Raw genomic sequence first — 21,003 nt, 5'->3', positions numbered from 1 at the left:
CAATCAACATGAATGAGAACCGCTGGGAGGGCATCGATGAGTTCGTGGCTGTGGCCGAATACAGCCAATTCACAGCCGCGGCAGAGCGCCTCGGGGTGTCGTCCTCCCACATCAGCCGGCAAGTGGCGCGCCTTGAAGAGCGCCTGCAAACCCGCCTGCTGTACCGCAGCACCCGACGCGTCACCCTGACCGAGGCCGGGCAAACGTTTTTGCAACATTGCCAGCGCTTGCAGGACGGTCGTGAAGAGGCCTTGCGCGCTGTCGGCGACCTCACCAGCGAACCCAAAGGCATGTTGCGCATGACCTGCGCAGTGGCCTATGGCGAACGCTTCATCGTGCCGCTGGTGACGCGGTTCATGGCGCTCTATCCACAACTGCGGGTGGATATCGAGCTGAGCAATCGCCAACTGGACCTGGTGCACGAAGGCCTGGACCTGGCGATTCGTCTTGGGCGCCTGCAAGACTCACGCATGGTCGCCAGCCGGCTGGCGCCGCGACGCATGTACTTGTGCGCGTCGCCGTCCTACCTGGCTCGGTATGGCCGGCCTCATAGCTTGTCGGAACTGAGCCGGCATAACTGCCTGATTGGCAGCTCGGACGTTTGGCAACTGGCCCAGGATGGGCGGGAGTTTTCCCAGCGGGTCCAGGGCAACTGGCGCTGCAACAGTGGGCAGGCAGTGCTGGATGCGGCGTTGCAAGGGGTCGGTTTGTGCCAGTTGCCGGACTATTACGTGCTGGAGCATTTGCACAGCGGCGCACTGGTATCGCTATTGGAGGCGCATCAGCCGCCGAATACGGCGGTGTGGGCGCTGTATCCACAGCAGCGACATTTGTCGCCGAAGGTCAGGAAACTGGTGGATTTTCTGAAGGAAGGATTGGCCGAACGGCCCGAGTACGAACACAACCCGTAGAAGCCGACTTGCTGGCGATGAAGGCTCTCAAATCACTGCCGAAAAACCAGGCCCTACAAAGGACGGCGGTTGGACCAGCGCAACCGCAGCCACTCCAGGTCTTCCGGCCGAGTCACCTTGATATTGTCCGAGCGCCCCTCGATCAGGCGCGGCGCCTGGCCGGACCATTCCATCGCGGAGGCTTCATCGGTGATCAGCGCATCGGCGACCAGGCTGTCGGCCAAGGCGCGATGCAACGCACCCAGGCGAAACATCTGCGGCGTATAGGCTTGCCAGATTAGGCTGCGGTCGACGGTTTCCACCACGCGCCCGTGCTTGTCGACGCGCTTGAGGGTATCGCGGGCCGGCACCGCCAGGAGGCCGCCCACCGGGTCGTCGGCGAGTTCGGCCAGCAGTTTGTCGAGGTCATCACGGCTCAAGTTAGGCCGCGCGGCATCGTGCACCAAGACCCAATCATCGTCACTGGCGCCCAAGGCATTAAGTTGCAGCAACGCATTGAGCACCGAGCCCGAGCGCTCCGCCCCCCCCTGCGCACGATGAATACGCAGGTCAGTGGCGCACGCCAAGTTGGGCCAGTAAGGATCATCAACAGCAAGACTGACCACCAGGCCCTTGAGGCCGGGGTGATCGAGGAAACAGCCAAGGCTGTGTTCGAGAATAGTGCGGCCACCCAGCTGCAGGTATTGCTTGGGGCGGTCCGCGGCCATACGGGCACCAATGCCCGCGGCAGGAATCACGGCCCAGAAGGCCGGCAGAACTTCAGTCATTGGGCCAACTGGTAGAGGGTTTCGCCCTCCTTGACCATGCCCAACTCATGGCGAGCCCGTTCTTCAACGGTCTCCATGCCCTTTTTCAACTCCATGACCTCGGCATCGAGTACGCGGTTGCGCTCCAACAGACGCTCGTTTTCAGCGTGCTGGTCAGCAATCTGCTGAGTCAGGTCAGCCACCTGGGCCAGGCTGCCATTTCCCACCCACAGGCGGTACTGCAGGCCAGCCAGCAGCAGGAGCAAGACCAGGAACAACCAATTGGGACTGCGCATCGAATATCAGGTTTCCAGTGAAAAAAGACAGCCATGCCAACAACTTCGAACCGACTGATAGCACGAAGCCTGGAAGAACCAGGCTTGTGCTTGTAAGGCATCAGATTAGAGGCAAACAGTACGCTTTTGCGACTTTTTCGACACAATCCGCTGTCTTTTTAACCGCTAAGGCTCAGCCGCGAAACTCGCTGCGACCGTTGTACTTGGCCTTGCCGTTCAATTGCTCTTCGATACGCAGCAATTGGTTGTACTTGGAAACGCGGTCGGAACGGCACAGGGAGCCGGTCTTGATCTGGCCAGCCGCAGTCCCCACCGCCAGGTCGGCAATGGTGGAGTCTTCGGTTTCGCCGGAACGGTGCGAGATCACTGCGGTGTAACCAGCGGCCTTGGCCATCTGGATGGCTTCCAGGGTTTCGGTAAGGGTGCCGATCTGGTTGAACTTGATCAGGATCGAGTTGGCGATCTTCTTGTCGATGCCTTCTTTCAGGATCTTGGTGTTGGTCACGAACAGGTCGTCGCCCACCAGCTGGGTCTTCTCGCCGATCTTGTCGGTGAGGATTTTCCAGCCAGCCCAGTCGGACTCGTCCAGGCCGTCTTCGATGGAGATGATCGGGTAACGCTCGGTCAGACCTTTCAGGTAGTCGGCGAAACCTTCAGCGGTGAACACCTGGCCTTCACCCGACAGGTTGTACTTGCCGTCTTCGTAGAACTCGCTGGCCGCGCAGTCCAGAGCCAGGGTCACGTCGGTGCCCAGGGTGTAGCCCGCATTGGCCACGGCTTCGGAGATGACTTTCAGCGCGTCTTCGTTGGACGCCAGGTTCGGCGCGAAACCACCTTCGTCACCCACGGCAGTGTTCAGGCCACGGGCTTTGAGCACGGCTTTGAGGTGGTGGAAAATCTCGGTACCCATGCGCAGGCCTTCCGAGAACGACTTGGCGCCCACCGGCTGGACCATGAACTCTTGGATGTCGACGTTGTTATCAGCGTGCTCGCCACCGTTGATGATGTTCATCATCGGCACCGGCATCGAGTACACACCCGGCGTGCCGTTGAGGTTGGCAATGTGGGCGTACAGCGGCAGGTCCTGGTCCTGGGCAGCAGCCTTGGCAGCAGCCAGGGACACAGCGAGGATGGCGTTGGCGCCCAAGGTGGCTTTGTTTTCAGTGCCGTCGAGCTTGATCATCGCGTGATCCAGCGCTTTCTGGTCGCTTGGGTCTGTGCCCAGCAGCAGGTCGCGGATCGGGCCGTTGATGTTGGCTACGGCTTTGAGTACGCCTTTACCCAGGTAACGGCTCTTGTCGCCATCACGCAGCTCGAGCGCTTCACGCGAGCCGGTGGAGGCACCGGACGGCGCGCAAGCACTGCCGATGATGCCGTTATCGAGAAGCACGTCCGCTTCGACGGTGGGATTGCCACGGGAGTCGAGAACTTCACGACCTTTGATGTCGACGATTTTTGCCATTGTTGTAAACACTCCAAAGTTGACGAAAACGCTGAGTACCGCTCGATTTATAACTTGTGGGTCAAATTGCTTTTTGTAGAGGGCGACTTGCCGGCGATCGGGCCCTTGAGCGCGCAATCGCCCGGCAAGCCGGCTCCTACAGGGTTATGCGGTTTCGATGGTCGGGAAGCTCTTGACCAGTTCGTCCAACTGCTTGAGCTGGGCCAGGAACGGCTCGAGCTTGTCCAGGCGCAGGGCGCAAGGACCATCGCACTTGGCGTTATCCGGATCGGGGTGAGCTTCCAGGAACAGGCCCGCCAGGGACTGGCTGATGCCGGCCTTGGCCAGGTCAGTGACCTGGGCCCGACGACCGCCTGCCGAATCGGCGCGACCGCCCGGCATCTGCAGGGCGTGGGTCACGTCAAAGAACACCGGGTATTCGAACTGCTTCATGATGCCGAAGCCGAGCATGTCCACCACCAGGTTGTTGTAACCGAAGCTGGAACCACGCTCGCAGAGGATCAACTGATCGTTACCCGCTTCTTCGCATTTGCTCAGGATGTGCTTCATCTCCTGAGGGGCAAGGAACTGGGCTTTCTTGATGTTGATCACCGCGCCGGTCTTGGCCATGGCCACCACCAGGTCGGTCTGCCGGGACAGGAAGGCCGGCAGTTGGATGATGTCGCAGACTTCCGCCACCACGGCGGCCTGGGCCGGCTCGTGGACGTCGGTGATGATCGGCACGCCAAAGGCTTGCTTCACGTCTTCGAAAATCCGCATGCCCTCTTCCAGGCCGGGACCACGATACGAGGTCACTGAGGAACGGTTGGCCTTGTCGAAGCTGGCCTTGAACACGTAGGGGATGCCGAGTTTCTCGGTCACCCGTACGTATTCTTCACAAACCTGCATCGCCATGTCGCGGCTTTCCAGCACGTTCATGCCACCGAACAGCACCATCGGCTTGTCGTTGGCGATCTCGATGTTGCCTACGCGGATGATCTTCTGCGCCATCAGGTTCAGGCCTTCTTCTGGTGTTGAGCCAATGCTGCTTTGACGAAGCCGCTGAACAGTGGGTGACCGTCACGTGGCGTCGAGGTGAACTCAGGGTGGAATTGGCAAGCGACGAACCATGGATGATCCGGGGCTTCGACCACTTCAACCAACGCGCCGTCACCGGAGCGACCGGAGATCTTCAGGCCGGCTTCGATCAACTGCGGCAGCAGGTTGTTGTTCACTTCGTAACGGTGACGATGACGCTCGACGATCACGTCCTTGGCGTAGCAATCGTGAACCTTGGAGCCAGCTTCCAGCAGGCAATCCTGAGCGCCCAGGCGCATGGTGCCGCCCAGATCGGACGCTTCGGTACGGGTTTCCACGGCACCGGTGGCGTCTTCCCACTCGGTAATCAGGCCCACGACCGGGTGGCCGCTGGCGCGGTCGAACTCGGTGGAGTTGGCGTCTTTCCAGCCCAGCACGTTACGGGCGAACTCGATGACCGCCACTTGCATGCCCAGGCAGATGCCCAGGTACGGCACCTTGTTTTCGCGAGCATATTGCACGGCAGTGATCTTGCCTTCCACGCCACGCAGACCGAAGCCACCCGGAACCAGGATCGCGTCGACGCCTTCCAGCAGCGCAGTGCCTTGGTTCTCGATGTCTTCGGAGTCGATGTAGCGCAGATTGACCTTGGTGCGATTACTGATGCCGGCGTGACTCATCGCTTCGATCAGCGACTTGTAGGCATCCAGCAGCTCCATGTACTTGCCGACCATGGCGATGGTGACTTCGTGCTCAGGGTTGAGCTTGGCGTCGACCACGGCGTCCCATTCGGACAGATCGGCACCGGCACATTGCAGGCCGAAACGCTCGACGACGAAATCGTCCAAGCCCTGGGAATGCAGGATGCCCGGGATCTTGTAGATGGTGTCGGCGTCTTCCAGGGCAATCACCGCACGCTCTTCAACGTTGGTGAACTGGGCGATCTTGCGACGCGAGGAAATATCGATCGGGTGATCGGAACGGCACACCAGCACGTCCGGCTGCAGGCCGATGGAACGCAGTTCCTTGACCGAATGCTGGGTTGGCTTGGTCTTGGTTTCGCCAGCCGTGGCGATGTACGGAACCAGGGTCAAGTGCATCAGCATCGCGCGCTTGGCGCCAACTTCGAAACGCAATTGACGGATGGCTTCGAGGAACGGTTGCGACTCGATGTCACCCACGGTGCCGCCGATCTCGACCATGGCCACGTCAGCATCACCGGCGCCCTTGATGATGCGGCGCTTGATTTCGTCGGTGATGTGCGGGATCACCTGAATGGTGGCGCCCAGGTAATCACCGCGGCGCTCTTTGCGCAGCACGTGCTCGTAGACACGGCCCGTGGTGAAGTTGTTGTTCTGGGTCATGGTCGTGCGGATGAACCGCTCGTAGTGGCCCAGGTCCAGGTCGGTCTCGGCGCCGTCATGGGTGACGAACACTTCACCGTGCTGGAACGGGCTCATGGTGCCCGGGTCGACGTTGATGTACGGGTCCAGCTTGAGCATGGTGACCTTAAGTCCCCGCGCCTCCAGGATGGCCGCCAATGAAGCCGAGGCAATGCCTTTCCCCAATGAAGAAACAACACCGCCCGTGACGAATATGTAGCGCGTCATGAAAAACCCTAGAAGTCTGCGTTAAAGCGGTCCGAGCCGCCGGGGAAAGCGAAGGAAGGCCGAAGCCCCCGATCACCTGCATTAATCACAGTGCACCTTTCAAAAAAACCGCCGCGTTGGGACAGACCGGAAGTGAAAACACCGGTACGTTGCTCGCTACACATTTTTTGGAATCGCCCAGCAAAGACTGCTTGGTAATCGGCAACTTCTGTAATTCAGGCGAATCCACAGAAGTTGTATCAAGAAGGGAGCGTAGTCTACCGGAAAGCCCCTTTCAGCTCAAACCTTGATCGCTGTTCGGCGGCTGCCAATGCAATTGCCAGCAATCATGGGCGTTTGCGACAAGCCCTGGCAGATTCGCCACCGCCAGCAGTTGCCCGTCCCGGTACAGCAGCGGCAATCTGCCACGGGCGAACACCGGCAGGCCGCTCTCGTTGAGCAAGCGCTTCAAGTCGCGATGCCCACGCCCAGGCAAGTGCATGACCTCACCGCCCTGGCGATAACGCACCTGCAACGGCCCCGACGGCACCTGCCCGCTGAACGACAAGCGGCCGTTGTCCGGCAACTGCAACGGGCATTGCGGGGCAAGCCAATCGGCCGCCGGTTGCAGGTCACGCAACCAGGCCCCGTGCAACCACCAGAGCCGCCCGCCGGCGCGGTGCAGCTCGCCATCGGCCAGGCGCCAGAGCGGCCGTGCATCGTCCGCGGCGTCCCGCAATGTCTGCCAGCCCGCCCAGTGCTCGGCATCCGGCAATCGCGTCAGCGGGCTCAGCCAATGACTCAAGGCATTGCGCTGGCGCGCCTCAGACACCCCCTGCAAGGGGACCAGTAACAGCGAAGGCACAGCCAGCCAGTCGAACGCCCCGGCTTCACGCGCTGCCGCCAGATCCATCTGTGCCAACTCATCAAGCAGCCCTTGCGCCTCGCTCATGTGCGAGGCGCTGCGGGCCATGCACCCGACGGCTTGCGGCCAGCGTTCCATGAGCCGCGGAAAGACCTCATGGCGCAGGTAGTTGCGGGAGAACTGACGGTCGCCGTTGGAGGGGTCTTCAATCCAGTGCAACTGATGCTCAAGCGCATAGCGCTCAAGATCGGCACGCGAGGCCTGCAACAACGGACGCAGCAAATGACCGCCGCCCAGGGGCCGCACAGCAGGCATTGCCGCCAACCCACGTACCCCGGCGCCACGCAATAGACGAAACAGCAGGGTTTCCGCCTGATCGTCACGATGCTGGGCGGTCAACAGCAGCTCATCGACACCCACTCGCGTTTCGAAGGCCGCATAGCGCGCCTCACGAGCGGCCCGCTCCAGGCTTGCACCCGGCTCAACCTGGACCTTGAGTACTTGCAATGGCACGCCCAAGGCATCGCATACCGCCTGACAATGTGCCGGCCAAGCATCAGCCGCCGCTTGCAAGCCATGATGGACATGCAGCGCACTCAGAGGAGGCAGAGATTGATGCCGGGCCAGGTCGGCCAAGAGATGGAGCAATACCGTGGAATCAAGACCGCCAGAGAATGCGATATGCCACGCGGGGGAGTCGCGCCAGGGTGCCAGGTTTTGCAGCAGTGTGGCGGAGAGAGAATTCATGAACCTATCAAGACCTGTAGGAGCGGCCGGTCGGCATTACGCCGGCCCGCGTAGCATGAAGCACTCGATCAAATCGACCGCCTCATCACCGCGTAAGCCGGCGCGCCCCTACAAGAGGGAACGGCGCTCGATCAGAGGCCGTAGCTCATCAGGCGATCGTAACGACGGGCCAACAGCGTGTCAGTGTCCATGCCCTTGAGCATCGCCAATTGCGAGGTCAGCTCGGCACGGATCGACGCCGCGGCAGTGACCGGGTCACGGTGCGCACCGCCCAAAGGCTCGCCGATGACTTTATCGACGATACCCAGGCCTTTCAGACGCTCGGCGGTGATGCCCATGGCCTCGGCGGCATCCGGTGCCTTCTCGGCGGTTTTCCACAGGATCGACGCACAGCCCTCAGGGGAGATCACCGCGTAAGTCGAGTACTGCAGCATGTTCAGTTGGTCGCAGACGCCAATGGCCAGCGCACCACCGGAACCACCTTCACCGATCACGGTGGCGATGATAGGGGTCTTCAGGCGTGCCATGACCCGCAGGTTCCAGGCAATGGCTTCGCTCTGGTTGCGCTCTTCAGCGTCGATGCCCGGGTAAGCGCCCGGCGTGTCGATAAAGGTCAGGATCGGCATTTTGAAACGTTCAGCCATTTCCATCAGACGGCACGCCTTGCGGTAGCCCTCGGGACGCGGCATGCCGAAGTTGCGGCGAACCTTCTCGCGCACTTCACGGCCTTTCTGGTGGCCGATGATCATCACTGGCTGGTCGTCCAGACGAGCGACACCGCCGACAATCGCGGCGTCATCCGAGAAGTGACGGTCGCCGTGCAACTCGTCGAACTCGGTGAAGATGTGCTCGATGTAGTCCAGGGTGTACGGACGACGCGGATGACGCGCCAGACGAGCAATCTGCCAGCTGGTCAGCTTGCCGAAGATGTCCGCGGTGAGCGTGCTGCTCTTGTCCTGCAGGCGGGAGATCTCATCGCCGATATTCAGCGAATTGTCATTACCGACCAAGCGCAACTCTTCGATCTTGGCTTGCAGGTCGGCGATCGGCTGTTCGAAATCAAGAAAATTCGGGTTCATAGGCGTCCGTCTTGGGTCGACGTCCAAGAGAGCTTGGGCCGGCCGGTTGTCTATTCGCGCCTACCTTAAGGGAGAGGCGCGTTCAGGTCGAGATTAAAAATGGGGTCGAGATCAGGGCACGCTCAATAACGACAACGAACGGCACCTGACCATCAACGGTATTGGAGGAAGACGTTGTCTCGCCCGAACTGGTCACGCAGGGCTTGAATCAAGCTGTCCGCCGGATCGATCCGCCAGCCTTCGCCGAACTGCAGCAAGGCTTTGGCATCCTCCCGGGTGTACTCCATGGTAATCGGGCAAGCCCCGCGGTGACGCTTGCACAACTCGCCCAGCCAGCGTAGCTGATCGCCCTTCAGGGCTTCGGTATGCACCTTCAGCCGCAGGCTTTCCGCCAGATTGGTCCGGGCATCTTCCATACTCATCACGCGCTTGACCCGCAAGCGCAGGCCGCCGGAAAAGTCATCATTGCTGACCTCCCCTTCGACCACCACCATCGCATCGGTCTGCAGCAGGGACTGCGCCGAATGGAAGGCATCGGCAAACAAGGAGGCTTCAATCCGCCCCGAACGGTCGTCGAGGGTGATAAAGCCCATCTTGTCGCCCTTTTTATTCTTCATCACCCGCAGGGCGATGATCATGCCCGCCACCGTCTGGGTATCCCGCGCCGGCTTCAGGTCAATGATGCGCTGCCGGGCGAAACGGCGGATTTCGCCTTCGTACTCATCGATCGGGTGCCCGGTCAGATACAGGCCAAGGGTGTCTTTCTCCCCTTTCAAGCGTTCCTTGAGGGTCTGTTCTTTGGCCTTGCGATGATTGGCATAGACATCCGCATCCTCCTCGACGAACACACCGCCAAACAGGTCGGCGTGGCCACTGTCGTGGGTACGCGCGGTCTGTTCCGCCGCCTTGATCGCCTCTTCCATGGCCGCCAACAGCACGGCGCGGTTCTGGTCGATGCTGGCTTGATAAGCTTTGGGCTCGTCATGGAAGTACGGCCCCAGGCGATCCAGGGCGCCACTGCGAATCAGGCCGTCCAGGGTGCGTTTGTTGATGCGCTTGAGGTCGACCCGGGCGCAAAAGTCGAACAGGTCCTTGAACGGCCCCGCTTCGCGCGCCTCGGTAATCGCCTCCACCGGACCTTCACCCACGCCCTTGATCGCCCCAAGGCCATACAGGATGCGGCCTTCGGCGTTCACCGTGAACTTGAACTCAGAGGTATTCACGTCCGGCGCGTCGAGGCGCAACTTCATGGTCCGCACTTCTTCGATCAAGGTCACGACCTTGTCGGTGTTGTGCATATCCGCAGACAGCACCGCCGCCATAAAGGGCGCCGGGTAATGGGCCTTGAGCCAGGCGGTCTGGTAGGACACCAGGCCGTAGGCGGCGGAGTGGGATTTGTTGAAGCCGTAACCGGCGAACTTTTCCACCAGGTCGAAAATGTTACCCGCCAGATCCGGGTCGATGTTGTTGGTGGCGCAGCCCTCAATAAAGCCGCCACGCTGCTTGGCCATTTCTTCGGGCTTTTTCTTACCCATGGCTCGCCGCAGCATGTCCGCGCCACCGAGGGTGTAACCGGCCATAACCTGGGCGATCTGCATCACCTGTTCCTGATACAGGATGATGCCGTAAGTCGGTGCAAGGACCGGCTTGAGCCCTTCGTACTGATAGTCCGAGTGCGGATAAGCCAGCTCGGCGCGACCGTGCTTACGGTTGATGAAGTCATCCACCATGCCCGATTGCAGTGGGCCCGGACGGAACAGGGCCACCAGTGCGATCAAGTCTTCCAGGCAGTCGGGCTTGAGCTTCTTGATCAGCTCCTTCATGCCTCGGGATTCAAGCTGGAACACCGCAGTGGTTTCAGCTTTCTGCAACAGGCTGTACGTCGGCTTGTCGTCCAGGGGGATGAAGGCGATATCCAGCGGCTCTTCACCGGCCTTGGCGCGGTCGCGGTTGATGGTCTTCAAGGCCCAATCGATGATGGTCAGGGTCCGCAGGCCGAGGAAGTCGAACTTCACCAGGCCCGCCGCCTCGACGTCATCCTTGTCGAACTGGGTCACCAGGCCATCACCTTCTTCGTCGCAATAAATCGGCGAGAAGTCAGTCAGCTTGGTCGGCGCGATCACCACACCACCGGCGTGCTTGCCCACGTTACGCACAACGCCTTCGAGCTTGCGGGCCATCTCCCAGATTTCCGCCGCTTCTTCATCGACCTTGATGAAGTCCCGGAGGATTTCTTCCTGCTCGTAGGCTTTTTCCAGGGTCATGCCGACTTCGAAGGGGATCATCTTCGACAGACGGTCGGCCAAGCCATAAGACTTGCCCTGCACCCGTGCCACGTCGCGTACCACCGCCTTGGCCGCCATGGAACCGAAGGTGATGATCTGGCTTACCGCGTTGCGACCGTATTTCTCGGCCACGTAGTCGATCACCCGATCCCGGCCGTCCATGCAGAAGTCGACGTCGAAGTCGGGCATGGAGACCCGTTCCGGGTTAAGGAAACGTTCGAACAGCAGGTCGTATTCCAGGGGGTCGAGGTCGGTGATCTTCTGTACATAGGCCACCAGCGACCCGGCACCCGATCCACGGCCTGGGCCCACCGGCACGCCATTGCTCTTGGCCCACTGGATAAAGTCCATCACGATCAGGAAGTAACCGGGGAAGCCCATCTGGATGATGATATCCAGCTCGAAATTCAACCGATCGACATACACCTGGCGCTTGGCCTCGTAGTCCTCGGTGGTGTCTCGGGGCAGCAACACCGCCAAGCGCTCTTCCAAGCCGTCGAACGACACCTTGCGGAAGTACTCGTCGATGGTCATGCCATCGGGAATCGGGAAGTTGGGCAGGAAGTGCGTGCCCAGTTTCACCTCGATATTGCAGCGCTTGGCAATTTCGACGGTGTTTTCCAGAGCCTCGGGCAGGTCACTGAACAGCTCGGCCATCTCTTCCGGGCTTTTCAGGTACTGCTGATCGCTGTAGTTCTTCGAACGCCGCGGATCGTCGAGGGCCCGGCCCTCACCGATGCAAACGCGGGTTTCGTGCGCCTCGAAATCTTCCTGCTTGATGAAGCGCACGTCGTTGGTCGCCACCAGCGGCGCACCCAGCTTGTCCGCCAGGGCCACAGCGGCGTGCAGTTGCTCTTCATCATTGGCGCGATTGGTGCGCTGGATTTCCAGGTAGAAGCGATCCGGGAACACCGCCATCCACTCGCGGGTCAGGGTCTCGGCCAGTTCCAGATCGCCGGCGATCAAGGCCATGCCGATCTCGCCCTCCTTGGCCGCCGACAGCATGATCAGGCCTTCAGCCGCTTCGGCCACCCATTCGCGCTCGATGATGATCTGGCCATTGCGCTGGCCATCGATAAAGCCGCGGGAAATCAGCTCGGTCAGGTTGCGATAACCCACGGCATTCATCACCAGCAGGCTGATGCGGCTCAGGGGGTTATCGGGGTCCTTGTTCGACAGCCACAGGTCGGCGCCACAGATCGGCTTGATCCCGGACCCCATGGTGGCCTTGTAGAACTTGACCAGGGAACACATGTTGTTCTGATCGGTCACGGCTACGGCTGGCATGCCCAGGCCCGCCAGGGCTTTGACCAAGGGCTTGATACGCACCAGGCCATCGACCAGGGAGTATTCAGTGTGCAGGCGCAGGTGAACGAATGAAGCCGGCATAGTGATCCTGTAAATAGCGCAAAAACAACAAGGCCCGGATTGTACCGGGCCTCGACTAAAACATCAGCCTCAAGGCTGCATCTTGCTCAAGCTCTCACGCAGCTCGTAGGCCTGGCGCACAGGCGCAAAAGAGCGCCGATGGATCGGAGTCGGCCCCAGGCGGGCCAGGGCTTCCAGATGGACGGGCGTCGGATAGCCCTTATGGCCGCCAATGCCATAGCCCGGGTAGATCAACTCAAACGCCGCCATCTCGCGGTCGCGACTGACCTTGGCCAGAATCGACGCCGCAGCGATCGCCGGCACCTTGCTATCGCCCTTGACCACGGCTTCAGCCGGCATCGCCAATTTCGGGCAGCGATTGCCATCGATCATCGCCAGTTTCGGGGTAATGCTCAGCCCCTCCACCGCACGCTGCATGGCCAGCATAGTGGCGTGAAGAATATTCAGCTCGTCGATTTCCTCGACTTCAGCCCGGGCAATGCACCAGCTCAGGGCCTTTTCACAAATTTCGTCGTACAGTTTTTCACGACGGGCCTCGGTGAGTTTCTTCGAGTCGTTGAGACCGAGAATCGGCCGATTGGGATCGAGGATCACCGCCGCCGTTACCACCGCACCGCACAAGGGGCCACGACCGACTTCATCGACGCCGGCCACCAGGTCCTGGGCATCGGCCACCAGGGAGAAATCCAGTCCCATCTGCATTTTTGCCTGACTCATGAAGGTTTTCCGATCAGATTCAGCACCGCCTCAGCGGCCTGATTGGAGGCATCGCGACGCAGGGTGCGATGGATTTCGTCAAAGCCCCGGGTCTGCTCTTGCCCACCCTCGATCAACGGCGACAAGGTCTGGGCCAGCGCCTCGGCAGTCGCATCATCCTGCAGTAACTCAGGCACCAACAGACGCTGGGCCAGCAAGTTCGGCAGGGAGATATAGGGGCTCTTGACCATGCGCTTGAGAATCCAGAACGTCAGCGGCGCCAGGCGGTAAGCCACCACCATCGGACGCTTGTAGAGCAACGCTTCGAGGGTCGCGGTTCCGGAGGCAATCAGCACCGCATCACAAGCCGCCAGGGCTTGATGGGACTGGCCATTGAGCAGGGTCAGCGGCAGGTCGCGACCGGCCAGCAATTCTTCCAACTGCGCGCGCCGTTCGGGGCTGGCGCACGGCATGACAAAACGCACGCCCGGGCGCAGGGCCCGCAGGCGCTGCGCGGCGTCGAGGAACAACGCCCCCAGGCGCCCGACTTCGCCGCCACGACTGCCCGGCATCAAGGCCACCAGGGGGCCTTCAGGCAAGCCCAGCTCGGCACGGGCTGCTGCCCGATCCGCCTCAAGGGGAATGGCGTCGGCCAGGGAATGCCCGACAAAACGCACCGGCACGCCCTTTTCTTCGTAGAAGCGCGCCTCGAACGGGAACAGGGTCAGCATCAGATCGCAGCCTTCGCGAATCTTCAGCACACGCTTCTGCCGCCAGGCCCATACCGAGGGGCTGACGTAATGCACCGTCTTGATACCGGCCTGACGCAGCTTAAGTTCGATATTCAGCGTGAAGTCAGGCGCGTCGATACCGATAAAGACATCCGGCTGTTCGGCGATCAGGGTTTGAATGAGTTTTTTACGGCGGGCCAGCAGCTCACGCAAACGCCCGAGGACTTCCACCAGCCCCATGACCGCCAGGCGCTCCATGGGGAAGTAGGACGTCAGCCCTTCGGCCTGCATCAACGGGCCACCGACGCCCATGAACTCGACATCAGGATGCTGGGCCTTGAGGGCGCGCATCAGACCGGCGCCGAGAATGTCGCCGGAAGCCTCGCCAGCTACCAGCGCAACACGCAAAGTAGCCATGATTAGCGGGTAATGCCGCGGGTCGACGACTGGATCGAATCGCGGAAGATCGCGACTTCGGGAAACTGTGCAGCGGGCTCGGCCAGACCGGCGAGCGCCTGATCGACGGTCAACCCTTGACGGTAGACCACCTTGTAAGCGCGACGCAGAGCGTGGATCGCGTCTTCGCTGAAACCACGACGGCGCATGCCTTCGAAGTTCATGCTGCGTGCCTCGGCCGGGTTGCCGAACACGGTGACGAACGCTGGAACGTCCTTGCCGATGGCGGTGCCCATGCCGGAGAAGCTGTGGGCGCCGATATGACAGTACTGATGCACCAGGGTGAAACCCGAGAGAATCGCCCAGTCGTCAACGTGCACATGCCCAGCCAACGCTGTGTTGTTGACCAGGATGCAATGGTTGCCGATCACACTGTCATGGCCGATATGGGCATAGGCCATCACCAGGTTGTGATCACCCAGGGTGGTTTCAGAACGGTCCTGAACGGTGCCACGGTGAATGGTCACGCCTTCACGGATCACGTTGTGATCGCCTATCACCAGGCGAGTTTCCTCACCCTTGTACTTCAGGTCCGGCGTGTCCTCACCAATCGACGAGAACTGGTAGATGCGGTTGTGCTTACCGATCCGGGTTGGGCCCTTGAGAATCACATGGGGCCCGATCACTGTACCCTCGCCGATTTCCACACCAGCGCCGACGATCGACCACGGGCCAACCTCAACGTCGGCGGCCAGTACGGCCGTCGGATCGATGATTGCGCGAGGGTCAATCAAACTCATAGTTTGCGTTCCGCACAGATGATTTCAGCCGAGCAGACCGGCTTGCCATCGACCGAAGCCTGACACTCGAACTTCCAGATCTGCCGCTTGCAGCTGAGGAACTTGGCTTCAAGGACCAGTTGGTCGCCCGGCAGCACAGGCTGGCGGAAGCGCAGCTTGTCGGAGCCGACGAAATAGTAAAGGGTGCCATCAGCAGGCTTCACGTCCAGCATCTTGAAACCAAGAATGCCGGCAGCCTGAGCCATGGCTTCGATGATCAGCACGCCCGGCATGATTGGATGCGCAGGAAAGTGACCATTGAAGAAAGGTTCGTTGATGCTGACATTCTTGTAGGCACGAATGCACTTGCCCTCAACGTCCAGGTCCACCACCCGATCCACCAACAGGAAAGGGTAGCGGTGAGGCAAGTATTCGCGAATCTCGTTGATGTCCATCATTTCGGGGGGAAGCCTGTAGTAAAGAGTGGGAGTGTGCGACTGAACGCACACGCCTCTAGCAAATCAAGGAGGCCGCTAGCGGCTGTACACACTTGATATGGAAATGGTCTCAGCCTTCTGATGAAGCATTGCCGTCAGGGGTCACGTCCCCAACGCGCTTTTCCAGTTGCCGCAAACGTCGCGCAATGTCATCGAGCTGACGGATACGTGCTGCACTTTTACGCCATTCGGCAGCAGGCTGCATGGCGGTACCGGACGAATAGGAACCCGGCTCGGTGATCGAGTGGGTGACCATGGTCATGCCGGTCAAGAAAACGTTGTCGCAAATATCGATGTGGCCCACCAACCCCACGCCACCGGCGAGCATACAGTGCTTGCCAATCTTGGTGCTGCCGGAAATCCCCACACAGGCGGCCATGGCGGTGTGATCGCCAACCTGCACGTTGTGGGCAATCTGGATCTGGTTATCCAGCTTCACGCCGTTACCGATGATGGTGTCGGCCAGCGCACCGCGGTCGATGGCCGTGTTCACGCCAATCTCCACGTCATCGCCGACGGTCACGCCACCAATCTGGGCAATCTTTTGCCAGACGCCCTTCTGGTTGGCGAAACCGAAGCCTTCACCCCCCAGCACCGCGCCCGACTGGATCACCACACGCTTGCCGATACGCACATCGTGGTACAGCGTGACTCGCGGGGCCAGCCAACCGCCCTCGCCGATTTCGCTGCGCGCACCGATAAAGCAATGAGCACCGACAGTCACGCCTGCCGCCACTCGCGCACCACTCTCGATCACCACAAAGGGCCCGATACTGGCTGCCGGGTCGACCCACGCATCGTCGGCAATCACCGCGGATGGATGGATGCCCGCCGCCGCCTTGGGCTTGGGATCGAACAGGTGGGAAACCCGCGCGTAGGACAGGTAAGGATCAGCCACCACCAGCGCATCACCGGCATAACCTTCAGCGTCGGCAGCCTTAAGCAGCACAGCGCCAGCATGACTGTCTGCCAGGTACTTGCGGTATTGGGGATTTGCCAAAAAGCTCAACTGAGCTGGGCCAGCCTCCTGCAAGGTGGCTAGCCCAGTGATGTTCTTCTCCGGGTCGCCACACAGGGTGGCGCCGAGGAACTCGGCCAACTGGCCGAGTTTCATAGTCGCGGTCATGGCTTACTTCAGCTGATTCATGCGCTCGATGACTTGGCGAGTGATGTCGTACTGAGGTTTGACATCGATCACAGCGCCGCGCTCGAAGACCAGGTCGAAAGCCCCTTTCTTGATCACTTCTTCAACCGCGCTGTCCAGCTTCGGCTTCAGTTGCTTGAGCATTTCGCGGTCGGCAACGGCTTTGGCTTCGTTCAGTTCCTTGGACTGGAACTGGAAGTCACGGGCCTTTTGCTTGAACTCCAGCTCAAGGCGCTCACGCTCGCCCTGCTGCATTTTGTCGCCACCGGCTACCAGACGATCCTGGATGCCCTTGGCGCTGCTTTCCAGGGTTTTCAGCTTGGTCAGTTGCGGGCCGAACTTCTTCTCGGCGTCCACTGCGTACTTCTTGGCAGCGTCCGATTCCAGCAAGGCCATCTGATAGTTCAGGACCGCGATTTTCATTTCGGCAAAGGCCGGGGTCGCTACCAGGACAGTCGCCAGGAGAACCAATTGAGTCAACTTACGCACGATGCACTCCTACAAAATCCATTGTCGTTATCTTGGGTCAGGCTCTTAGAAAGTCTGACCGAGGGAGAATTGGAACACTTGGGTTTCAGCGTTATCCGGTTCCTTGATCGGCATCGCCAGGGCGAAGCTCAATGGACCCAGAGCGGTGACCCAAGTCACACCCACGCCGACGGAACTGGCGAGGTTGCTGAGACTGATATCGTTGCACTGTGTGTTCGACTTCAGGCCGCTGCTGTTGGTCACCTTCTCGCACTTGGAGTCGAAAACGTTACCCACATCCCAGAACAGCGAAGTACGCAACGAACGCTGATCCTTGACGAATGGCAGCGGGAACAACAACTCGGCACCACCTTGAATCATTACGTTACCGCCGAATGGCAGCGCATCTTGATCCGGATCCTCTGCAGTACCGACGTTACCGGTTCTGCTCACACCACGGCTCGGCGTACTGCGTGGGCCCAAGGTGCTGTCCTTGAAGCCACGCACCGAGTTGAAACCACCAGCATAGTAGTTCTCGTAGAACGGCAAGCCATCAGTGGAACCGTAACCGTCGCCATAACCCAGCTCGGTGTGCAAGCGCATGGTGTAGGTGTCGGTCAGCGGTGCGAATACCTGACCACGGTAGTCGAGCTTGAAGAACGACAGGTCGCTGCCCGGAGTGGTGGTTTCCAGAACCAGACTCTGGGAGTGACCACGGGTGGCCAGCACGCCTTTGTTCAAGGTCGATTCAGACCAGCCGGCCGAAGCCTTGAAGTTCAGATAGCTGTCGCCCTGCTTGTTCACGAAGTCGAAGATTTCGTCGACGGTGTACAGGCCGGTCTTGATCTTGTCTTGTTGCGCGGTCAAGCCGAAAGTCAGACGCGCCGTCTCGCTGATCGGGTAACCCACGCTGACGCCGGCACCCAGGCTGTCTACTGCGTAGCTGGCTACATCGACATCGAGGTCTTTGTAGTCAGTGGTGCGATAGAACGCGTTGTAACCCAGGCTCACGCCATCGGCGGTCCAGTAGGGGTCGACATAGCCGAAGTTGTAACGGCTCTGGTACTCACTGCGCGTCAGACCGATGCTGACCTTGTTACCGGTACCCAGGAAGTTGTTCTGAGTGATCGAACCGCCGAGGATCAGGCCCGCGCTCTGGGCGAAACCGACACTGGCAGTGATCGAACCGGAAGCTTGTTCTTCAACGGCGTAGTTCACGTCAACCTGGTCATCGACACCCGGAACAGCCGGAGTTTCGACGTTGACTTCCTTGAAGAAGCCCAGGCGTTCAAGACGGGTCTTGGACTGATCGATCAGGTAGGTCGAAGCCCAGCCACCTTCCATCTGACGCATTTCACGACGCAGCACTTCGTCTTCGGACTTGGTGTTGCCACGGAAGTTGATGCGGTTGACGTAGGCACGCTTGCCTGGATCGACGACAAAAGTGATGTCTACGGTGTGATCTTCATCATGGGGCTGTGGCACGCCGTTGACGTTGGCGAAGGTGTAACCCTCGTTACCCAGGCGGCGGGTGATCAGCTCGGAGGTGGTGGTCATCAGCTTACGCGAGAACACCTGGCCTTTTTCCACCAGCAACAGGGCCTTGACCTGGTCTTCAGGCACTTTCAAGTCGCCGCTGAGCTTGACGTCGCGAACGCTGTACTTCTCGCCTTCGTTGACGTTGACGGTGATGTAGACGTGCTTCTTGTCCGGCGTGATCGACACCTGGGTCGAAGCGATATCCATATTGATATAGCCACGATCCAGGTAGTAGGAACGCAGGCGCTCCAAGTCACCGGAGAGTTTTTCACGGGCATACTTGTCGTCGTTCTTGAAGAACGACAACCAGTTGGTGGTCTTCAGTTCGAACAGGCCGATCAGGTCTTCATCAGGGAAAACAGTGTTGCCCACCACGTTGATGTGCTGGATAGCCGCTACGGTGCCTTCGTTGATATTGACCTTCAGGCCTACGCGGTTGCGCGGCTGAGGCACCACTTCGGTTTCAACGGTGGCGGAGTATCGGCCCTGGGCGACGTACTGGCGCTGCAGCTCGTTACGTACACCTTCAAGGGTCGCGCGCTGGAAAATCTCGCCTTCAGCCAGACCGGATTGCTTGAGGCCTTTCATCAGGTCTTCAGTAGAGATCGCTTTGTTGCCTTCAATCTCGATACTGGCGACAGACGGGCGCTCGACTACCGTGATAACCAGGACGTTGCCATCGCGGCCCAGCTGGATATCTTGGAAGAACCCGGTTTTGAACAGGGCACGAGTGGATTCCACCAGGCGACGGTCATCCGCCTGTTCACCGACGTTCAACGGCAAGGCACCAAAGACGCTACCCGCGGAGACCCGCTGGAGGCCGTTGACGCGAATATCGGAGATAGTGAAGGACTCGGCGTGAACTTCGGCGATCATCAATACGGTGAGAACCGCAGTTAGCAGCAGACGTTTCATGAAGTCCTTTCTTATTCCAACTGGCAATAAACAAACTGCCGCAAAATGCGGCAGATTCGCAATTCAGCGAAGCGTTACAGACGACCCAGATCGTTGACCAGAGCAAGCAACATCACCCCGACCACCAAGCTGATACCAATCTGTATCCCCCAACCTTGCACCCGATCCGACAAGGGACGACCACGCGCCCACTCGATCAGATAGAACAACAAATGCCCCCCATCCAGTACCGGGATGGGCAACAAATTCAGAACACCCAGGCTAATACTCAGATAAGCAAGGAAATTCAAGAAATCTGCGACGCCCGACTGGGCAGAAGCGCCCGCCACTTTAGCAATGGTTATCGGTCCACTCAAGTTTTTTACCGAGAGCTCGCCGAACAACATTTTCTTCAGGGATTCGAGGGTCAATACGCTCATGGTCCAGGTACGCCGGGCACCTTCACCAATGGCGGCAAGCGGGCCGTAACTGACCTCGCGAATCATCTCTGGCGGCCAATCGACGGCCTTCACACCAGCCCCCAGATAACCATTGGGCGCCTTGCTTTCACCGCGACTGGCCAGGGTGACCGGGACGTCGAGTCGAGCACCGTCGCGCTCAACCTGCAAGACGATTTTCGCATCCGGGCGCACACGCACCCAATCCACGACCTGCTGCCAATCGGTCAGCGCCTGGCCATCCAGGGCCAGCAGCCGATCACCGGTTTTCAGCCCGGCCGCCTGGGCCGGACCTTTCGAATCCAGCTCAGCCAGAACCGGCGGCAAGGACGGACGCCAAGGACGAATCCCCAGGGAACGGATCGGATCCGGCTCGTCGGCCCCCTTGAGCCACTGATCCAGCACCAGTTCTCGCGGCGAATCGACCGTAGAACCCTGCTCGCGTACCGAAAGCTGCAACGCACCGCTTTCGCCCAGGCGCCGTACCAACTGCAGGTTCACCGCCCCCCAACCGGAGGTCGGCTCGCCATCGATGGCGACGATCTCCTGACCTGCACTCAAGCCGGCCTTGGCGGCGATACTGCCAGCCTCGACCGCGCCAATGACCGGACGCACCTGCTGGCTGCCGAGCATTGCCAGGGCCCAGAAAAACACCAGCGCCAGCAAAAAGTTGGCAATCGGACCCGCCGCGACAATAGCGATGCGCTGACGAACGGATTTGCGATTGAACGATTGATCGAGCTGATCGGCAGGAACATCGCCTTCACGCTCGTCGAGCATTTTCACGTAGCCGCCCAGGGGAATGGCGGCAATGACGAACTCAGTACCGCGCTTGTCGTGCCAGCGCAGCAAGGGCATGCCGAAGCCCACGGAGAAGCGCAGCACCTTGACGCCGCAACGACGCGCAACCCAAAAATGGCCGAATTCGTGGAAGGTGACCAGCACACCCAGAGCAACCAGGGTGCCGACAATCATATAGAGCGCGCTCATCTACTTTCTCCGCAATCCTATCCGG

At 60.0% G+C, this 21,003-nt stretch carries 17 protein-coding genes; 1 reads left to right on the top strand and 16 read right to left on the bottom strand.

What is annotated here, in order from left to right; translation table 11 throughout:
* Positions 1-8: 8 nt before the first annotated feature.
* Positions 9-911, top strand: a complete 903-nt coding sequence (locus tag M1B34_RS18420; RefSeq protein WP_268265901.1) for a LysR family transcriptional regulator — start codon at positions 9-11, stop codon at positions 909-911.
* 53 nt (positions 912-964) lie between these two features.
* Here M1B34_RS18420 and ispD read toward each other — a convergent pair whose 3' ends face one another.
* From ispD to rseP, 16 genes are all read right to left on the bottom strand, one after another.
* Positions 965-1,678 carry a 2-C-methyl-D-erythritol 4-phosphate cytidylyltransferase gene (gene ispD / locus M1B34_RS18415; protein WP_268265900.1) on the bottom strand — a complete coding sequence of 238 codons (714 nt, stop codon included), beginning with the start codon at positions 1,676-1,678 and terminating at the stop codon, positions 965-967.
* Entirely contained in the window at positions 1,675-1,953 is a 279-nt protein-coding gene (ftsB, locus tag M1B34_RS18410; protein ID WP_011059544.1) for a cell division protein FtsB, read from the bottom strand. Before ftsB ends, ispD begins: the two co-directional genes overlap by 4 nt.
* A 172-nt stretch (positions 1,954-2,125) precedes the next feature.
* On the bottom strand, positions 2,126-3,415 hold the full coding sequence (eno, locus tag M1B34_RS18405; protein WP_123336670.1) for a phosphopyruvate hydratase: 1,290 nt from the start codon (positions 3,413-3,415) through the stop codon (positions 2,126-2,128).
* A 144-nt stretch (positions 3,416-3,559) separates the two neighbouring features.
* Positions 3,560-4,405: a 3-deoxy-8-phosphooctulonate synthase gene (kdsA, locus tag M1B34_RS18400; RefSeq protein ID WP_123336672.1), complete on the bottom strand. Its 846-nt coding sequence runs from the start codon at positions 4,403-4,405 to the stop codon at positions 3,560-3,562.
* Positions 4,406-4,410: 5 nt separating this feature from the next.
* Positions 4,411-6,042, bottom strand: a complete 1,632-nt coding sequence (locus M1B34_RS18395) for a CTP synthase (protein ID WP_268265899.1) — start codon at positions 6,040-6,042, stop codon at positions 4,411-4,413.
* Between the two features lie 274 nt (positions 6,043-6,316).
* Positions 6,317-7,633, bottom strand: a complete 1,317-nt coding sequence (tilS, locus tag M1B34_RS18390) for a tRNA lysidine(34) synthetase TilS (RefSeq protein WP_268265898.1) — start codon at positions 7,631-7,633, stop codon at positions 6,317-6,319.
* A 131-nt stretch (positions 7,634-7,764) separates the two neighbouring features.
* On the bottom strand, positions 7,765-8,712 hold the full coding sequence (locus tag M1B34_RS18385) for an acetyl-CoA carboxylase carboxyltransferase subunit alpha (protein WP_123336678.1): 948 nt from the start codon (positions 8,710-8,712) through the stop codon (positions 7,765-7,767).
* Between the two features lie 152 nt (positions 8,713-8,864).
* Positions 8,865-12,386 carry a DNA polymerase III subunit alpha gene (gene dnaE, locus M1B34_RS18380; protein ID WP_268265897.1) on the bottom strand — a complete coding sequence of 1,174 codons (3,522 nt, stop codon included), beginning with the start codon at positions 12,384-12,386 and terminating at the stop codon, positions 8,865-8,867.
* Between the two features lie 69 nt (positions 12,387-12,455).
* On the bottom strand, positions 12,456-13,088 hold the full coding sequence (rnhB, locus tag M1B34_RS18375; RefSeq protein ID WP_123336682.1) for a ribonuclease HII: 633 nt from the start codon (positions 13,086-13,088) through the stop codon (positions 12,456-12,458).
* 11 nt (positions 13,089-13,099) lie between these two features.
* Positions 13,100-14,230: a lipid-A-disaccharide synthase gene (gene lpxB / locus M1B34_RS18370; RefSeq protein ID WP_123336684.1), complete on the bottom strand. Its 1,131-nt coding sequence runs from the start codon at positions 14,228-14,230 to the stop codon at positions 13,100-13,102.
* Positions 14,231-14,232: 2 nt separating this feature from the next.
* A complete protein-coding gene (gene lpxA, locus M1B34_RS18365) occupies positions 14,233-15,009 on the bottom strand; it encodes an acyl-ACP--UDP-N-acetylglucosamine O-acyltransferase (RefSeq protein ID WP_123336686.1) in 777 nt (258 codons plus the stop codon).
* Positions 15,006-15,446, bottom strand: coding sequence for a 3-hydroxyacyl-ACP dehydratase FabZ (gene fabZ, locus M1B34_RS18360; protein WP_095077472.1), 441 nt, complete (start codon positions 15,444-15,446; stop codon positions 15,006-15,008). Before fabZ ends, lpxA begins: the two co-directional genes overlap by 4 nt.
* Positions 15,447-15,555: 109 nt before the next feature.
* A complete protein-coding gene (lpxD, locus tag M1B34_RS18355; RefSeq protein WP_268265896.1) occupies positions 15,556-16,611 on the bottom strand; it encodes a UDP-3-O-(3-hydroxymyristoyl)glucosamine N-acyltransferase in 1,056 nt (351 codons plus the stop codon).
* Positions 16,612-16,614: 3 nt separating this feature from the next.
* The gene (locus tag M1B34_RS18350; RefSeq protein WP_010444737.1) at positions 16,615-17,118 is read right to left on the bottom strand and encodes an OmpH/Skp family outer membrane protein; all 504 of its coding nucleotides are present in this window, start codon (positions 17,116-17,118) and stop codon (positions 16,615-16,617) included.
* Between the two features lie 45 nt (positions 17,119-17,163).
* Entirely contained in the window at positions 17,164-19,551 is a 2,388-nt protein-coding gene (gene bamA / locus M1B34_RS18345) for an outer membrane protein assembly factor BamA (RefSeq protein ID WP_268265895.1), read from the bottom strand.
* 74 nt (positions 19,552-19,625) lie between these two features.
* Positions 19,626-20,978 carry a sigma E protease regulator RseP gene (gene rseP / locus M1B34_RS18340; RefSeq protein WP_123336691.1) on the bottom strand — a complete coding sequence of 451 codons (1,353 nt, stop codon included), beginning with the start codon at positions 20,976-20,978 and terminating at the stop codon, positions 19,626-19,628.
* Positions 20,979-21,003: the final 25 nt, after the last annotated feature.

The organism is Pseudomonas morbosilactucae (assembly GCF_023241715.1).
In the GTDB taxonomy this organism is placed as follows: domain Bacteria; phylum Pseudomonadota; class Gammaproteobacteria; order Pseudomonadales; family Pseudomonadaceae; genus Aquipseudomonas; species Aquipseudomonas morbosilactucae.
This window is presented reverse-complemented; position numbering and strand designations above follow the sequence as displayed.

Excerpts from the sequence above, each read along its gene's own strand:
- M1B34_RS18385 (WP_123336678.1), bottom strand. The coding sequence starts at position 8,712 with ATGAACCCGAATTTTCTTGATTTCGAACAGCCGATCGCCGACCTGCAA.
- fabZ (WP_095077472.1), bottom strand. The coding sequence starts at position 15,446 with ATGATGGACATCAACGAGATTCGCGAATACTTGCCTCACCGCTACCCT.
- lpxA (WP_123336686.1), bottom strand. The coding sequence starts at position 15,009 with ATGAGTTTGATTGACCCTCGCGCAATCATCGATCCGACGGCCGTACTG.
- tilS (WP_268265898.1), bottom strand. The coding sequence starts at position 7,633 with ATGAATTCTCTCTCCGCCACACTGCTGCAAAACCTGGCACCCTGGCGC.
- rnhB (WP_123336682.1), bottom strand. The coding sequence starts at position 13,088 with ATGCAGATGGGACTGGATTTCTCCCTGGTGGCCGATGCCCAGGACCTG.
- ispD (WP_268265900.1), bottom strand. The coding sequence starts at position 1,678 with ATGACTGAAGTTCTGCCGGCCTTCTGGGCCGTGATTCCTGCCGCGGGC.
- ftsB (WP_011059544.1), bottom strand. The coding sequence starts at position 1,953 with ATGCGCAGTCCCAATTGGTTGTTCCTGGTCTTGCTCCTGCTGCTGGCT.
- M1B34_RS18420 (WP_268265901.1), top strand. The coding sequence starts at position 9 with ATGAATGAGAACCGCTGGGAGGGCATCGATGAGTTCGTGGCTGTGGCC.
- lpxD (WP_268265896.1), bottom strand. The coding sequence starts at position 16,611 with ATGACCGCGACTATGAAACTCGGCCAGTTGGCCGAGTTCCTCGGCGCC.
- rseP (WP_123336691.1), bottom strand. The coding sequence starts at position 20,978 with ATGAGCGCGCTCTATATGATTGTCGGCACCCTGGTTGCTCTGGGTGTG.
- lpxB (WP_123336684.1), bottom strand. The coding sequence starts at position 14,230 with ATGGCTACTTTGCGTGTTGCGCTGGTAGCTGGCGAGGCTTCCGGCGAC.
- bamA (WP_268265895.1), bottom strand. The coding sequence starts at position 19,551 with ATGAAACGTCTGCTGCTAACTGCGGTTCTCACCGTATTGATGATCGCC.
- kdsA (WP_123336672.1), bottom strand. The coding sequence starts at position 4,405 with ATGGCGCAGAAGATCATCCGCGTAGGCAACATCGAGATCGCCAACGAC.
- M1B34_RS18395 (WP_268265899.1), bottom strand. The coding sequence starts at position 6,042 with ATGACGCGCTACATATTCGTCACGGGCGGTGTTGTTTCTTCATTGGGG.
- dnaE (WP_268265897.1), bottom strand. The coding sequence starts at position 12,386 with ATGCCGGCTTCATTCGTTCACCTGCGCCTGCACACTGAATACTCCCTG.
- eno (WP_123336670.1), bottom strand. The coding sequence starts at position 3,415 with ATGGCAAAAATCGTCGACATCAAAGGTCGTGAAGTTCTCGACTCCCGT.